This is a genomic window from Streptomyces sp. NPDC050485, from assembly GCF_044458185.1.
Lineage (GTDB): Bacteria > Actinomycetota > Actinomycetes > Streptomycetales > Streptomycetaceae > Streptomyces.
In genome coordinates, this window is sequence record NZ_JBITHR010000014.1 from 124,124 (window position 1) to 138,748 (window position 14,625).

Sequence of the window (14,625 nt, forward strand, 5' to 3'; positions counted from 1 at the left end):
TCCGTCGCCGGGCGCGGCCTCAGCAGACTTCCTCCAGATCCCGCCACTCGCGGGAGTCCGGGTTGTCGGCGACCCAGCCGTCGAGCAGGCCACGGACCAGTCCGGCGGGGGCCGCGATGCCGCATTCGCGTTCGGGCACCCACAGGTCGCCGGACGTGCGGTGGCCGAGCGGGCCGGGGTGGCCGGGCTCGCTGTGGTCGTGCGGGTCGAGGTGCTCGCCGTCGCCCTCGTCGCTGGGCATCCGGGACTCGGAGCAGGCGCGGCACAGCAGGCGCACGGAGGAGGACCAGTCCTCGGCGGCGAAGCCCGCGTCGGCGGCGAGCCGCTCCAGGGCGTCCCGGTCGGCCTCGGTGGCCGCTTCGAGCAGCACCACCCAGGTGGGCACGGGCGAGGGGGCCCACAGCTCGATCTCGTCGAACACGGGGAAGGACGGGCCCGCCGCGGTCGTGCGTTCGCCATGCGGTACGCCGTCGTGCAGCACGACCTCGCCCCAGCGGCGGCCGGAGGACGGCAGCGGGATGGAGAGGACCTCCATGCGGGCCGGGTCGAGCCGGCGGCCCCAGACCACCTCGGCCTCGCCCTCCGGCGAGAGGCGCACGGCGGCACTGCCGAGCTCCATGCCGACCGGCTCACCGCTGCCGGTGGCCTCGCCCGGCACCTTCAGTCCGTACGCCTGCCAGGAGCGGCGGGCCAGCGGCCAGTCCTGGAGGGCGGTGGCCGCGATGCCGACGTTCCACCAGTCGGGGGCGCCGGTCTCCCTGTCGAGCAGGGCCACGGCGCGCAGCCCGGCGGCCCGCGCCTGCTCCCAGTCGTGCCGGAACTTGTGCAGGAGTGCCAGGTTGAACCAGGACTCGGACAACCAGGGCTCCAGGTCCGCCGCGCGCGTGAGTAGCGCCCCGGCGTCCTCGTACCTGCCGTCACCGATCAGCGTGAACGCACGGTCTGTGGCCTGCCGCCACGAGGCGGAGGGCCGGTGCCGTCCCTTGCCGAAGATCCTCACGATTCCCGCCTGCCCAGACCGGCCCCGACTAGCGGGTCGGTCTTACGGTCGCCCAGTTTTCTGGGTTCTTTCGCATCCAACCATGCCCAGCCGGAAGGCCGCTCATTACTCCTGGGTTACCCAGGTGGCACCGCGGTCAGACTGCCTCGGGCGAGGATGCGTGCCAGGGATTCCACGACCTGTGGGTGGTAGTCGCGGCCGGTGCCGAGCCGCAGCTGTTCGAGTGCGTTCAGTGAGCTGCCGGGGGCTGTGGAGCCCCCCGCGAGATCGTCGTACGCGTTGACCGCGCGGACGATCCGGGCGGGCAGCGGCTGCTCCCGCCAGGGGTCGGCCTGCCGCTCGACGATGACCGCGACGCCCGCGGGCACCCCGGTCTGTCGTACCACGGCTCCACCGAGGAGCGCGATCCGGCGCTGCTCGGTGGCGGGCAGCGCGGCGGTCGCTCCGGCGGGCACCGGGTCGAGCAGGGACAGCTGCCCGATGTCGTGCATGAGGGCCGCGTACTCCAGGACGGTCAGCTCCGGCGCGGACAGACCCAGCTCGCGTCCGACGGCCCGGCTGAGGGCTGCGACCCGGCGGGCGTGGCCGGGCTGGGTGTATCCGGCGATCTCGGTGGCGCGGGCCAGTGAGGTGATGGTCTGGCGGTACGTGGTGCGCACGGCGGCGTACCGCCGGAAGGCCAGCTGGGTGAGGAGCAGCGGCACACAGAACACCGGCAGCGCCCACAGCCCGGCGGCGGCGACCGCGAGGGCGATCACGGCTCCGGTGGCGCACACGGCGGAGCCGATCCCGAGCAGCCCGCGCAGCTCGTCGCGGAGCAGCGGCCCGAACCGGTACGGGGTGCGGGCGTGCAGCAGCAGCGCGGCCACCACGGCGTCGCACAGCGCGGTCAGCACGAGCAGCAGCAGGAGCACGAGCGCGAAGTACGGTCCGTGCCCGCACCAGTCGTCCAGCAGCCCGGAGTTGTAGAGCGGCTGGAAACAGACGGCGGCGAAGGCGACGGTCAGCACCCGCCGGGCCACCTGGTCCATGCTCGGCCCGCGCCCGACGGCCACCTGCGGTACGGAGCCGACGAGGGCCGCGGCCACCACCACGGCGACCACCTGGAGCACCCCGTGGTGGGTGGCGTGCCCGGCGTTCTCCCCGAGCAGCGCGTAGGCCAGCGCCCCCGCCGAGGCGAGCGGCGCGGGCTCCCGCTCCCCGTCCCCGGCCCCCCACCGCGCCAGCTCCCCCACGACGATGAGCCCCCCGAAGGCCATCGCGACCCCGGGCTCGACCAGCCCGCCCGAGAACGTCGCCCCGAGCGCCCAGAGGGTGAGGGTTCCGGCCACGGAATACAGGACAGCAACCAAAATCAAGCCCCTCATGGGGGTCCCTCCCTAGCCCTTAAGGCCTTGGGGGAGATTGAGGAGCGGGGGTCCGGGGGCGCTGTGCCCATCAGCGGCTCCGCCGCGGGCCCCGGTTCGGGAAGGGGCGGGGTGGGGAAGAAGCCCGCCGCAGGCGTTGGCGGCACGTTTCCTCCCGCCTCGTCCGCGGTGACCTCGACATGCCACCCGTACCGGGACAGCGCCCGCACCAGGGCATGCACCATCGCCGGATCGAACTGCGCCCCCGCGCACCGCTCCAGCTCGGCGACGGCCGCCGCGACGGGCCGGGCCCGCCGGTAGGACCGCGTCGACGTCATCGCGTCGAACGCGTCGGCCACCGCCACCACCCGCGCCGCCTCGGGGATCTGGCTGCCGGCCAGGCCGTAGGGATAGCCGCTCCCGTCCAGCCGCTCGTGGTGGTGCAGGATCGCCGCGCGCGCCTCGCCGAGGAAGCCGATGCCGCGCACCATCTCGTGCCCGTACTCGGGGTGCAGTTCGATGACCGCCCGCTCCTCGGGGGTGAGCGGCCCGTCCTTCCTGAGCACCCGGGTGGGCACCCCGAGCTTGCCCACGTCGTGCAGGATCCCGGCGAACCGGATGACCTCCAACCGCCCTTCCGCCATGCCGAGTTCGCGCGCGATCAGCTCCGAGGCCCGGCCGACCCGTTCGCTGTGGCCGCGGGTGTACCTGTCCTTGATGTCGACGGCCTGGACGAGGGCGCGGATGGTGGCCTGGTGGGCGGCGTGCTCGCGGTGGTACTGGGCGAAGACCCAGCAGGAGATGTACATGGGCAGCAGCACGAACAGCGCGGCGGGCGGCCCGAACCGGCTGCGCCAGAGCACGGCCATCATCAGCCCCGCGAGGCCGTGCACGCAGTGCGGGGCGAGTGAGCGCAGCAGCAGTCCGCGCCAGGCGGCGCGGACGGGCAGCCGTTCGGCGGTGGCCAGGATCAGTCCGTCGAGCGCGGTGAGGACCAGGCAGAACACCAGCGCGGCGGCCCCGGCGGGCAGCAGGACGTACGGGAAGTCGGGGACCGTCGCCGGGCCGCGCCCGCCGAGCGCGGCCCGCCCGCCGAGCAGCACATGGGCGCCGGCCGCCGCCGAGACCGCGATCGCGAGCTGGGCGGCCCGCCAGGCCCGGCGCACCGCGCGCGGCCGCTCCGCCACGTACGAGATGAGCGCGCCCGGCACCGCGACGAGCGCGGCGGCGGCCGGCGGGAGCAGGAAGGCGGCGGCGAGCAGCACCGGGAAGAAGGAGCCGGAGGCGATCGGCACGGCCACGCGGCCGGCAAGGACTGGGCAGCGGGCGGGCCATTCGCACAGCGCGTACAGGCCCGCGAGGAGCGCGACGGCCGCCCAGGGGGTGGGGCCGTGGAGTGCGGGCAGGGCGCAGCCGAGGGCGGTCGCAGCGACGGCCGTCAGGGCGGCGCGCGCCGCCACCGGAAGGCGCACAGGACCCACTGGTCCGGCCATCGCATCCCCTTCCCCTACAGGCTCCGGAGAATAAGCCCGCACGGGACGGCGGTCAGGCGCATGGTCGTATTGAGGTGTTTCGGGCCACCGGGATTAGCACCATCGGGTGAGCTCGGCAGATACCCGAGAGCGGCCACGGCAGTATGCCGTGGCCGCTCTCAACTTCCTTGCTGCCGCGCCCTGTTCACTCCCGGTCGAGGGTCGGCACCTCGCCGGTGACGACGTCGTGTTCGGGGACGGCCTGGCCGGACCGGATGAGATCGATCCGCCCCATCACCTTCGAGCGCAGGTCGCTCGGCACGTCGTCCGAGCCGCAGCAGCGCTTCACCAGCTTCTTCACGGCCTGTTCGAGCCCGTACTTCTCCAGGCAGGGCGAGCACTCCTCGAAGTGCACCTCGAACTTGTTGCAGTCGCTGTCGGGCATCTCGTGGTCGAGGAACTCGTAGAGATGGTCCAGGACCTCAGAGCAGTCCGTCTCGTGCGGCTCTCCGCAGCTCATGAGCCCGAGCCTTTCGCTTCGTCCGACTCGCCGGCACCGGCCGGGACGAGCCCGCGGTCCCGGGCGTAGTCCTCCAGCATTCCGCGCAGTTGGCGGCGGCCCCGGTGCAGCCGGGACATCACTGTACCGATGGGTGTACCCATGATGTCCGCGATCTCCTTGTACGCAAAGCCCTCTACGTCCGCGAGATACACGGCGATGCGGAACTCTTCCGGGATGGCCTGAAGGGCCGACTTCACGTCCGAGTCGGGCAGGTGGTCGAGCGCCTGCGACTCGGCGGAGCGCAGCCCCGTCGACATGTGCGACTCGGCGCGCGCGAGCTGCCAGTCCTCGATCTCCTCGGCGGCGCTGCGCTGGGGCTCGCGCTGCTTCTTGCGGTAGGAGTTGATGAAGGTGTTGGTGAGGATCCGATAGAGCCAAGCCTTCAGGTTCGTGCCCTCGCGGAACTGGTGGAAGGACCCGTACGCCTTGGCGTACGTCTCCTGCACCAGATCTTCCGCATCGGCCGGATTGCGCGTCATGCGCAGCGCGGCCGAGTACATCTGGTCGAGGTAGCCGAGGGCATCCCGCTCGAAGCGCGCGTTGCGCTCGGCGGTGGTCTCTTCCACGTGGCCGTCGTCGGTCCCTGTGACCGGACCCACCTCCTCGAACGGTACGGCGGGACCGAAAGCGGACCCGCTCGAATCGGAGGATAGACGACGACCCGGTCCGCCCGCCGCTCGAATAGGAGCGGTTCCGGCCGCGGAAAGCACCGTCCACTCCAGGTCAGCGGCGGCCTTGCGGCTGGGGCAGATGGTCGATCCCATGCGACGGACTCCCTCTCCACATCTGGTCTGCGTATCCCTACGTCGGCCATAACAGTGGCCCCGCGGACAACATTCCCGGCGTCAGACGGGCAGCGCGCCGAGCCATCCGCCGACCGCCGCGGTGATCACCGCGAGCGCCTCCTCCTGAGTGAGGGAGGCCCGCTTGGGGACGGCGAACCCGTGGTCTCCGAAGGGAACTTCCACCAGTTCGTACGCCCCTTCGGGGAAGGCGTCCGGCGCGGGGAACTCGGCGGGCTTCCCGAAGGGGTCGTTGCCGCCCTGCACGACGAGGGTGGGCACGCCGGCGCCGATCAGTTCCGCCGCCCGCGACTTCTCCGGCCTGCCCGGCGGGTGCAGCGGGAAGCTCAGCGCGAGGACTCCGGCCGCGCCGAGCTCCGCCGCCGTGCGGCAGGCCACCCGCGCCCCGGCGCTGCGGCCGCCCGCGACGACGGGCAGCCCCCGCTTCGCCACGGCCGGCCACAGGTCGCGCCATCCCGTGTCCAGAGTCCTGGGCGCCGGCGCCACCTTCTTGCCCGCCACCCGCCAGGGCTGCTCCACCAGGGCAACGCTCACCCCGAGCGGCGGCAGGGCCGCGGCCAGCGCCCGGAGGTCGCGGGCCTCGATGCCGCCGCCCGCGCCATGGCTCACGGCGAGCACCACGCGGGCCTTCTTCGCGGGGTGCCAGGTGATGCGCGCGTCCCCGGCGCCGGTCTGGATGATCTCGCTGTCGGTCACGGGGCCATCCTGCCGTGCGGCCCGGTACCGGAGACGTACGACATGGGCGGTCAGGCCCCGACCAGACCTCCCGTGACGTGGGCGGTCACGCCCCGGCCGACCCACCCGCGACTTGGGCGGTCACGCCCCGACCCAGCCCTCCCGGCGCTCAGAACAGCGTGCCCTCCTCCGGGCCCTCCAGTTCCTTCAGGAGCTCGGGGCCGTTGTTGCGCACGTTGCTGACCGCCGTCGACACCGGATAGGCCCGCATCAGCCCGCCCGGCGGCGGCGCCAGCAGACCGCGCAGTTCCGCCACGTCCGTACGGGCCGGGTCGAGCCAGGACGACCAGCGGTCCGGGGTGAGCATCAGCGGCATCCTCGGGTGGATGTCGGCCAGCGAGGCGGGGCCCTCGGCGGGGGCCACGCCCAGCGGGCCCGTCTCGGCCTCGGTGGTGACGACCGAGCAGGTCACCCACCAGGCCGAGGGGTGGTCGTCCGGCAGCGTGCGGTCGCGCCAGAACTCGTACACACCGGCCATCGCGAAGACCGAGCCGTCCGCCGGGGTCACGAAGTACGGCTGCTTGCGCGGCCGCTTCTTCCGCCCCTCGACCTCCAGCTCGCGCTCCCCGGCGCCGGTGACCCACTCGTAGTAGCCGTCCGCCGGGATGATGCAGCGGCGGGCCGCGAACGCCTTCTTGAACGACGGCTTCTCGTGGATGGTCTCCGAGCGCGCGTTGATCATCCGCGCCGCGCCCTCGGGCGACTTCGCCCAGGACGGCACGAGCCCCCACTTCAGCTTGCGCAGCTGACGAACCGGGCGACGGTCCTGAGCGTCCTTGAGAGGGCGCTCCAGAACCGCGTAGACCTCTTTGGTCGGGGCCACGTTCCAGTCGGGGACCAGGGTCTCCGCCGGCTCCCACTTCTCGACTTCAAAGATTCCTGCGAGATCCTCGGGCCTACGACTCGCTGCATACCTACCGCACATAGGTGCCACACTGCCACGGCGCCGATACCCCATGAGGAGCCGTCCCAGAAATGTCCGCGATGCAAGACTTCCAGCTCTTCGGCACCCAGAGCGCGCCCGGCCAGTGGCTGGTCGTCGTCACGGGCATAGCCGCGCTCGCCGTTGTCGTCCCGCACGGCCTGTGGCGGGTCTCCCGCAACGCCGTCACCATCGCCCACGAGGGCGGCCACGGTCTGGTGGCGCTGCTCACCGGGCGCCGCCTCGACGGCATCCGGCTGCACTCCGACACCAGCGGCCTCACCGTGAGCCGGGGCAAGCCGCACGGCCTCGGGATGATCCTCACGGCCGCCGCCGGCTACACCGCGCCCCCGCTGCTCGGCCTCGGCGGGGCCGCGCTGCTCGCCGCCCACCACGTCACGCTGCTGCTGTGGCTGGCCACCGCGCTGCTCCTCGCCATGCTGGTGATGATCCGCAACGCGTACGGGGTACTCACCGTCGTGCTGACCGGCGCCGCCTTCCTGCTCATATCCTGGCTGACCGGCCCCGACGTCCAGTCGGCGTTCGCGTACACGGCCGTGTGGTTCCTGCTGCTCGGCGGCGTACGCCCGGGCTTCGAGCTCCAGCGCAAGCGCCGGCGGCACAACGACGGCGACTCGGACGCGGACCAGCTCGCCCGGCTCACCCACGTACCACCGGCGCTCTGGCTCTTCCTCTTCCACGCTGTTTCTGTCTGTTCGCTGATCGGTGGTGGCCGCTGGCTGCTCGGTCTCTAGTCGACGGCCCCACTAAAGTGAGGACCATGACCGAAACGCCCGTGCACCCCGCCCTCTGGCCCGCCCCTCTCGCGAGCGGAACCGTCGACGCGACGGTCCCCGTGCCCGGATCGAAATCGGTCACCAATCGCGCACTCGTCCTGGCCGCGCTCGCCGCCGAGCCCGGCTGGCTGCGCCGCCCGCTGCGCTCCCGCGACACCCTGCTGATGGCGGAGGCCCTGCGCACCCTGGGCGTCGGCATCGAGGAGGGGGTGGGTCCGGACGGCTCGGGCGAGGCCTGGCGGGTGATCCCGGCCGGTCTGCACGGCCCGGCCACGGTCGACGTCGGCAATGCCGGTACGGTCATGCGCTTCCTGCCCCCGGTCGCGGCCCTGGCCGACGGCCCGATCCGCTTCGACGGCGACCCGCGTTCCTACGAGCGCCCGCTCGGCGGCGTGATCAACGGGCTGCGCGCGCTGGGTGCCCGGATCGACGACGACAACCGCGGCGCGCTCCCGATGACCGTGCACGGCGCGGGCGCCCTCGAAGGCGGCCGGGTCGAGATCGACGCCTCGTCCTCCTCCCAGTTCGTCTCCGCGCTGCTGCTCTCCGCGCCGCGCTTCAACCAGGGTGTGGAGGTGCGCCACATCGGGGCCACCCTGCCCTCGATGCCGCACATCCGGATGACGGTCGACATGCTGCGCTGCGTGGGCGCCCAGGTGGACGAGCCGGAGACCGGCGGCGAGCCGAACATGTGGCGGGTCTCCCCCTCCGCGCTGCTCGGCCGCGACCTGACCGTCGAGCCGGACCTCTCCAACGCCCAGCCGTTCCTCGCCGCAGCCCTCGTCACGGGCGGCACCGTGGTCGTCCCCGACTGGCCGATCCGCACCACCCAGCCCGGCGACCAACTGCGCGAGATCTTCACGGAGATGGGCGGCAGCTGCCAACTGACCGACCGCGGGCTCGTGTTCACCGGCTCCGGCAAGATCCACGGCATCGACGTGGACCTGAGCGAGGTCGGCGAGCTGACCCCCGGCATCGCGGCCGTCGCGGCGCTCGCCGACTCCCCGTCCACGCTGCGCGGCGTCGCGCACCTGCGGCTGCACGAGACGGACCGGCTTGCCGCGCTCACCAAGGAGATCAACGAGCTCGGCGGCGACGTCACGGAGACCGCGGACGGTCTGCACATCAAGCCGCGCCCGCTGCACGGCGGGGTCTTCCACACCTACGACGACCACCGGATGGCCACCGCCGGCGCGATCATCGGCCTCACCGTCAAGGGCGTACAGATCGAGAACGTGGCGACGACCGCCAAGACGCTGCCCGACTTCCCGGACATGTGGAGTTCGATGCTGGCAGGGTCCGGAAGCTGAGCGGGGCTTTACGATCATGCGCCGCTACGGCAAGAACCCGGACGAGGACGACATCCGCGTCCGCCCCAACCCCAAGGGCAACCGCCCCCGCACCAGCATCCGCCCCAAGCACGAGGACGCCGCCGAGGGCATGGTCCTCACCGTCGACCGGGGCCGCCTGACGTGTCTGGTCGGGGACCGCACCATCCACGCCATGAAGGCCCGCGAGCTGGGCCGCAAGGCCGCGGTGGTGGGCGACCGGGTCGACATCGTCGGTGATCTGTCCGGCAAGAAGGACACGCTCGCGCGGATCGTACGGATCGGCAAGCGCAGCTCGGTCCTGCGGCGCACGGCCGACGACGACGATCCCTACGAGCGCGTGGTGGTCGCCAACGCCGACCAGCTCGCCATCGTCACCGCGCTCGCCGACCCCGAGCCGCGCCCCCGCCTCATCGACCGCTGCCTGGTGGCGGCGTACGACGGCGGTCTTGAGCCGCTGCTCGTGCTGACCAAGTCGGACCTCGCCCCGGCGGACCAACTCCTCGAAATGTACGGCGCGTTGGGCGTCCCGCACGTCGTCACCTCGCGCGAGGAGCTGTACGAGGGCAACGCGGCGGACCGGGTGCGCGAGCAACTGCACGGCCGGGTCACCGCGTTCGTCGGCCACTCGGGCGTCGGCAAGACGACGCTGGTCAACGCGCTCGTCCCGGAGGCCCAGCGGCGCATCACCGGGCATGTCAACGCGGTGACCGGACGCGGCCGCCACACCACCACCTCCGCGCTCGCGCTGCCCCTGGACAGCGCGGACGGCGGCTGGGTCATCGACACTCCGGGCGTACGGTCCTTCGGGCTGCACCACGTCGACCCGTCCCGGGTGATCCTGGCCTTCCCCGACCTCGTACCGGGCACCGAGAACTGTCCACGCGCCTGCAGCCACGACGAGGCGGAGTGCGCGCTCGACCAGTGGGTGGCGGACGGCCACGCCGATCCGGCGCGGCTGTACTCGCTGCGCCGGCTGCTCGCGACGCGGGAACGGCGCGAGGGCGACTGACCTGTTTCCACGGGCGTGTCCATGACCTCCGTTGCATAATCGCACCAAGTGTTGACCATGCAGTCAGCGACGACGATGCGTTGTGGGAGGCCCTGGACATGGCGTGGCTGCTGGTCGTGGTGGCGGGAATCCTCGAAACGGGCTTCGCCGTCTGTCTGAAGCTGTCACACGGTTTCACCCGGCTGTGGCCGACGATCGCCTTCGCCGCGTTCGCGCTCGGTTCGTTCGGACTGCTGACCCTGTCCCTGAAGAAGCTGGACGTGGGCCCGGCGTACGCGGTGTGGACGGGCATCGGGGCCGCCGGGACAGCGATCTACGGCATGGTCTTCCTGGGCGATGTGGTCTCGACCCTCAAGCTGGTGTCGATCTCCCTGGTGATCGTGGGCGTGATCGGCCTGCAGATCTCGGGCTCGGCACACTGAGCGCGCCCCCGGGCACGCCTTACACAACCTCCCGTACGCGCGGGAAGTGGCAGGCCGCCACATGGTCGGCGGCGTGCGCCGTCGGCTGCGGATCCTCCGCCGCGCAGCGCTTCTGCTGCTCCGGTTCCAGGTCCGCGTACACGGGGCAGCGGCCCCGGAAGCGGCAGCCCTCGTAGCGGCGGGTGGGGCTCGGCGGGTCGCCGGCGAGCAGGATCCGGCCGCGTCGGCGCTCGCGTTCGCGGGCCGGGTCCGGCACGGGTACGGCGGAGAGCAGGGCCTGGGTGTAGGGGTGCCGGGGGCGTTCGAAGACGTCCTCGACGGTGCCGGCCTCGACGGTCCGGCCCAGGTAGACGACGCTCACCCGGTCCGCGATGTGCCGTACGACGGACAGGTCGTGCGACACGAAGAGGTAGGCGAGGCCCAGTTCGGACTTGAGGCGGCGCAGCAGGTTGAGCACCCCGGCCTGTACGGACACGTCAAGGGCTGATACGGGTTCGTCCAGGACGAGGAGCTTCGGCTCGACCGACAGGGCGCGGGCGATGCCGATGCGCTGGCGCTGGCCGCCGGAGAACTCGTGCGGGAAGCGGTCGGCGGCGGCCGGGTCGAGCCCGACCTGTTCGAGCAGCCCGGGGATCCGCCGCGCGGCGCTCGCCCGGTCGGCCCCCTGGGCGCGCAGCGGCTCGGCGATGATGTCGCCGACCGGCATCCGGGGGTCGAGGCTGGCCATCGGGTCCTGGAACACGATCTGCACCTGCCCGCGCAGCGCCCGCCGCTCGGCCTTGCCCAGCCCTGCGGACGCCTTCCCGAACAGCTCGATCCCGCCGCCCTCGGGCCGTTCGAGGCTGAGCAGCTCGAACAGCGTGGTGGACTTGCCGGATCCCGACTCCCCGACGAGCGCCAGGGTCTCCCCCGCGCGGATGGCGAGGTCCACGCCGTCGACGGCGTGCACGGTGCCGACGCGCCGTTTGAAGGCGCCGCCCTTCAGTACGGGGAAGGTCTTGACGAGGCCGTCGACCTTCAACACGGGTTCGCCTACGGCGCGTTGGGCGAGTTCGGGTATCTGCGGTACGGGGTACACATCGAGCACCCCGAGCCCCTGCTTCGCGATCTCCCCCGCCTTTACGCACGCGGCAAGGTGCCCCACCCCACCCAGGGGCTCCGCCCCCGGACCCCCGCTCCTCAAACTCCCCCAAGGCCTTAAGGGCCAGGGAGGGACCCCCATGAGGGGCTGATTTTTGTCCCGTGCGCTTTCGTCCAACCCCAGCACGGTCCGCAGCTGCGGTACCGCCTCCGTGCAGCGGTCCTCCGCCAGTGGGCATCGAGGCGCGAAGGCGCAGCCCGGAAGCGCGGCCCCCGCCGCGGGCGGTGAGCCCGGGATGGGGACGAGGGCGGACCCCGCCCGGTCAAGGCGCGGCACTGCCCCGATCAGCCCCATCGTGTAAGGCATCGCGGGCGCCGCGAACAGCGCGTCCACCGGGCCCGTCTCCACCATCCGCCCCGCGTACATCACCGCCACCCGGTCGGCCACCCCCGCGATCACTCCGAGGTCGTGGCTGACCAGGACCATCGCCGCCCCGGTCTCCCGCTGGGCCGTGCGCAGCACGTCCAACACCTGGGCCTGGATGGTCACGTCCAGTGCCGTCGTCGGCTCGTCCGCGAGCAGCACATCGGGGTCGTTGGCCATCGCCATCGCGATCATGGCCCGCTGCCGCATCCCGCCCGAGAACTCGTGCGGGAACGCCGAAGCCCGTACCGAAGGCTCGGGTATGCCGACCAGGTCGAGCAGTTCCACGGCCCGGGCCCGCGCCCGCTCCCTGGACACGTCCTGGTGCGCGCGGACCGCCTCCGCGATCTGGTCCCCGATCCGGTACACCGGGGTGAAGGCGGAGAGCGGGTCCTGGAACACCATGCCGATCCGGCTGCCGCGCACCGCCGAGAGCTCCCGGTCCGAGGCACCGACCAGCTCGGCCGGGCCCAGCCGCACCGAGCCCCGTACCGTCGCGTTCGACGGAAGCAGCCCCAGCATCGCGAGCGCCGTCGCGGACTTCCCTGACCCCGACTCGCCCACCAGGCCCAGGACTTCGCCGCGGGCCAGCGAGAAGCTGACACCGCGCACGGCCGGAGCCCCGTCGAAGTCGACCTCCAGGTCCCGCACCGTGAGGACATCGGTGCTCATCGCTCAACTCCCTTGCGCCTGCGGCGCGTTGTCGGGTCGAGCGCGTCCCGCAGCCCGTCCCCCACCAGGTTCACCGCCAGTACGAACACGATCAGCAGCCCGGCCGCGAAGAAGAACATCCAGGGGTACGTGACGGCCGCCCCCGTGCTGCTCGCGATCAGCGTGCCGAGCGAGACGTCCGGCGACTGCACGCCGAACCCGAAGTAGGACAGCGCGGTCTCGCTCATCACGGCCCCGCCGACCGCGATCGTCGCGTCGATGATGAGGAACGAGGCGAGGTTGGGGATGATGTGCCGCCAGATGATCCGGAAGGGGCCGACTCCCATGTAGACGGCGGCCCTGACGAATTCGCGCTCCTTGAGGGAGAGCGTCATCGAGCGCACCACCCGGGCCGTGATCATCCAGCCGAACACGGCGAGCAGCCCGACGAACGCGAACCAGCCGCCGCCGCGCAGCCGGGGCGAGACGATCGCGATGATCAGGAAGGACGGGAAGACGAGGAGGAGGTCGACCAGGAACATCAGGATCCGGTCCGGCCACCCTCCGAAGTACCCGGCACAGGCGCCCACCAGGGAGGCGAGCACCGTCGAGAACAGGGCCACGAGCAGGCCGATGAGCAGGGACTTCTGGAGCCCGCGCACGGTCTGCGCGAAGACGTCCTGGCCGATGCGGTTGGTGCCCCACCAGTGGTCGGCGCCCGGCGCCTCGCGCAGCGCGGTGTAGTCGATGTGGGTGTAGTCCCAGGGGCTGATCAGCGGTCCGGCGAAGGCCAGCAGGAAGAGCAGGAGCAGCAGCACCGCGCCGCTCAGGGCACCGCGGTTGCGTACGAAGCGGCGCAGCACGACGGTGGCCCGTCCGGCCGGGCGGGGGGCGGGTTCGACGCCGAGGGCGCTCTCGATGACGGCGGTCATGGTCGGCGTCCTCCTAGGCGTTGCGGATACGCGGGTCGAGCGCGGCGTGCAGCACGTCCGCGAGGAAGCCGGACAGGAGCACCGTCACGGCGGCGAACACGTTGACGGCGACGACCGAGTTGACGTCGTTCTTGCCGATGGAGGAGATGAACCACTCGCCCATCCCGTGCCAGCCGAAGATCGTCTCGGTGAAGGTGGCGCCGGTGAACAGGGCCAGGAAGCCGTAACTGAAGTACGTCGACATGGGGATGAGCGCGGTCCGCAGTCCGTGCCTGAGCAGGACGGTGCGCCGGCCGAGGCCCTTGGCGGCGGCCGTGCGCAGGTAGTCGGAGCCGAGCACATCGAGCATGGTGGAGCGCTGGTAGCGGCTGTAGCTCGCGATGGCGCCGAGCGCGATGGAGATGGTGGGAAGGAGCAGGTGGACTCCTCGGTCCTTGAACACCACCCAGAATCCCGAATTCACGCCCGGTGTGCTTTCGCCGGTGAACCGGATGGCCTCGGTGCCGGTCTTCTGGTTGAACCAGATGGCGCCGATCTTGAGCAGAACGGCCAGCAGGAACACGGGAGTTGAGAGCAGCGCGAACGACGCCAGGGTCACTGCCCGGTCGGAGAGCCGGTACTGGCGCACCGCCGTCCAGGCTCCCGCGAGCACTCCGATCACGGTTCCGGCGATCGTGCCGAGCAGCAGCAGCCGCAGGCTCACCCCGATCCGCCGCCCGAACTCGGCGCCCACCGAGGTCCCGTCGATGGTCTGCCCGAGGTCGCCGCGGAGCGCGTGCCCGGCCCAGGTGGTGAAGCGGGAGAGCAACGGGGTGTGGTCGTTGACGCCGAGGGCCGTGAGGTGGTGGTCGACGGAGGCCGCGGACAAGGGCGGTTGGCGCCCCTCGTAGTACGCGCGCGGGTCGAGGGCGTACGAGGCGAGCAGGTAGGACAGGCAGACGGCGGCGAGCAACAGCGCGGCGTAGTAGCCGAGTCGCTTCGCCAGGAAGGCAGCCACGGGTGTTGGCCTCCGCAGGGGATCGTCAGGGGATCACGGCCGCGGCAGGCTCAATCGGTGCTGTTCGTCGGCTTGTTGATCCAGCTTGGCCCTTGTTTGTTGCGGACATGCTAAGAAGGTATGGCGGCATTCCGGCACCCCT

General features: G+C 71.9%; 14 protein-coding genes. 4 read left to right on the top strand and 10 right to left on the bottom strand.

Annotated elements, in window-relative coordinates; translation table 11 throughout:
• Window positions 1–19 precede the first annotated feature (19 nt).
• The 7 genes from ACIBK6_RS26630 to ACIBK6_RS26660 form a co-directional block, all read right to left on the bottom strand.
• The gene (locus ACIBK6_RS26630) at window positions 20–1,000 is read right to left on the bottom strand and encodes a hypothetical protein (RefSeq protein ID WP_399053872.1); all 981 of its coding nucleotides are present in this window, start codon (window positions 998–1,000) and stop codon (window positions 20–22) included.
• A gap of 116 nt (window positions 1,001–1,116) precedes the next feature.
• Window positions 1,117–2,367, bottom strand: coding sequence for an HD-GYP domain-containing protein (locus ACIBK6_RS26635; RefSeq protein ID WP_399053873.1), 1,251 nt, complete (start codon window positions 2,365–2,367; stop codon window positions 1,117–1,119).
• Window positions 2,364–3,839, bottom strand: coding sequence for an HD-GYP domain-containing protein (locus tag ACIBK6_RS26640; protein ID WP_399053874.1), 1,476 nt, complete (start codon window positions 3,837–3,839; stop codon window positions 2,364–2,366). Before ACIBK6_RS26640 ends, ACIBK6_RS26635 begins: the two co-directional genes overlap by 4 nt.
• Before the next feature lie 184 nt (window positions 3,840–4,023).
• Entirely contained in the window at window positions 4,024–4,338 is a 315-nt protein-coding gene (gene rsrA, locus ACIBK6_RS26645) for a mycothiol system anti-sigma-R factor (RefSeq protein ID WP_399053875.1), read from the bottom strand.
• The gene (locus tag ACIBK6_RS26650; protein ID WP_053729873.1) at window positions 4,335–4,979 is read right to left on the bottom strand and encodes a sigma-70 family RNA polymerase sigma factor; all 645 of its coding nucleotides are present in this window, start codon (window positions 4,977–4,979) and stop codon (window positions 4,335–4,337) included. Before ACIBK6_RS26650 ends, rsrA begins: the two co-directional genes overlap by 4 nt.
• 246 nt (window positions 4,980–5,225) lie before the next feature.
• Complete coding sequence (locus tag ACIBK6_RS26655; RefSeq protein WP_399053876.1) at window positions 5,226–5,879, bottom strand: alpha/beta family hydrolase; 654 nt, start codon at window positions 5,877–5,879, stop codon at window positions 5,226–5,228.
• Window positions 5,880–6,027: 148 nt separating this feature from the next.
• Complete coding sequence (locus ACIBK6_RS26660) at window positions 6,028–6,843, bottom strand: SOS response-associated peptidase (RefSeq protein WP_399053877.1); 816 nt, start codon at window positions 6,841–6,843, stop codon at window positions 6,028–6,030.
• 50 nt (window positions 6,844–6,893) lie between these two features.
• On the opposite strand from ACIBK6_RS26660, the gene ACIBK6_RS26665 reads away from it, so the two are divergent.
• The 4 genes from ACIBK6_RS26665 (at window position 6,894) to ACIBK6_RS26680 (ending at window position 10,399) form a co-directional block, all read left to right on the top strand.
• Complete coding sequence (locus ACIBK6_RS26665; RefSeq protein WP_399053878.1) at window positions 6,894–7,595, top strand: M50 family metallopeptidase; 702 nt, start codon at window positions 6,894–6,896, stop codon at window positions 7,593–7,595.
• 26 nt (window positions 7,596–7,621) lie between these two features.
• On the top strand, window positions 7,622–8,947 hold the full coding sequence (aroA, locus tag ACIBK6_RS26670) for a 3-phosphoshikimate 1-carboxyvinyltransferase (protein ID WP_399053879.1): 1,326 nt from the start codon (window positions 7,622–7,624) through the stop codon (window positions 8,945–8,947).
• Window positions 8,948–8,963: 16 nt separating this feature from the next.
• Window positions 8,964–9,977 carry a ribosome small subunit-dependent GTPase A gene (gene rsgA, locus ACIBK6_RS26675; RefSeq protein WP_399053880.1) on the top strand — a complete coding sequence of 338 codons (1,014 nt, stop codon included), beginning with the start codon at window positions 8,964–8,966 and terminating at the stop codon, window positions 9,975–9,977.
• A 98-nt stretch (window positions 9,978–10,075) separates the two neighbouring features.
• Window positions 10,076–10,399 (top strand): multidrug efflux SMR transporter, encoded by a 324-nt coding sequence (locus ACIBK6_RS26680; protein WP_114038981.1) that lies wholly within the window; start codon window positions 10,076–10,078, stop codon window positions 10,397–10,399.
• Between the two features lie 19 nt (window positions 10,400–10,418).
• On the opposite strand, the gene ACIBK6_RS26685 is transcribed toward ACIBK6_RS26680, so the two are convergent.
• The 3 genes from ACIBK6_RS26685 to ACIBK6_RS26695 are packed head-to-tail and all read right to left on the bottom strand — an operon-like array spanning window position 10,419 to window position 14,483.
• Window positions 10,419–12,575, bottom strand: a complete 2,157-nt coding sequence (locus ACIBK6_RS26685; protein ID WP_399053881.1) for a dipeptide ABC transporter ATP-binding protein — start codon at window positions 12,573–12,575, stop codon at window positions 10,419–10,421.
• On the bottom strand, window positions 12,572–13,486 hold the full coding sequence (locus ACIBK6_RS26690) for an ABC transporter permease (protein ID WP_399053882.1): 915 nt from the start codon (window positions 13,484–13,486) through the stop codon (window positions 12,572–12,574). The genes ACIBK6_RS26685 and ACIBK6_RS26690 overlap by 4 nt, the downstream gene beginning before the upstream one ends.
• 13 nt (window positions 13,487–13,499) lie before the next feature.
• Window positions 13,500–14,483 carry an ABC transporter permease gene (locus ACIBK6_RS26695; RefSeq protein WP_399053883.1) on the bottom strand — a complete coding sequence of 328 codons (984 nt, stop codon included), beginning with the start codon at window positions 14,481–14,483 and terminating at the stop codon, window positions 13,500–13,502.
• Window positions 14,484–14,625 lie beyond the last annotated feature (142 nt).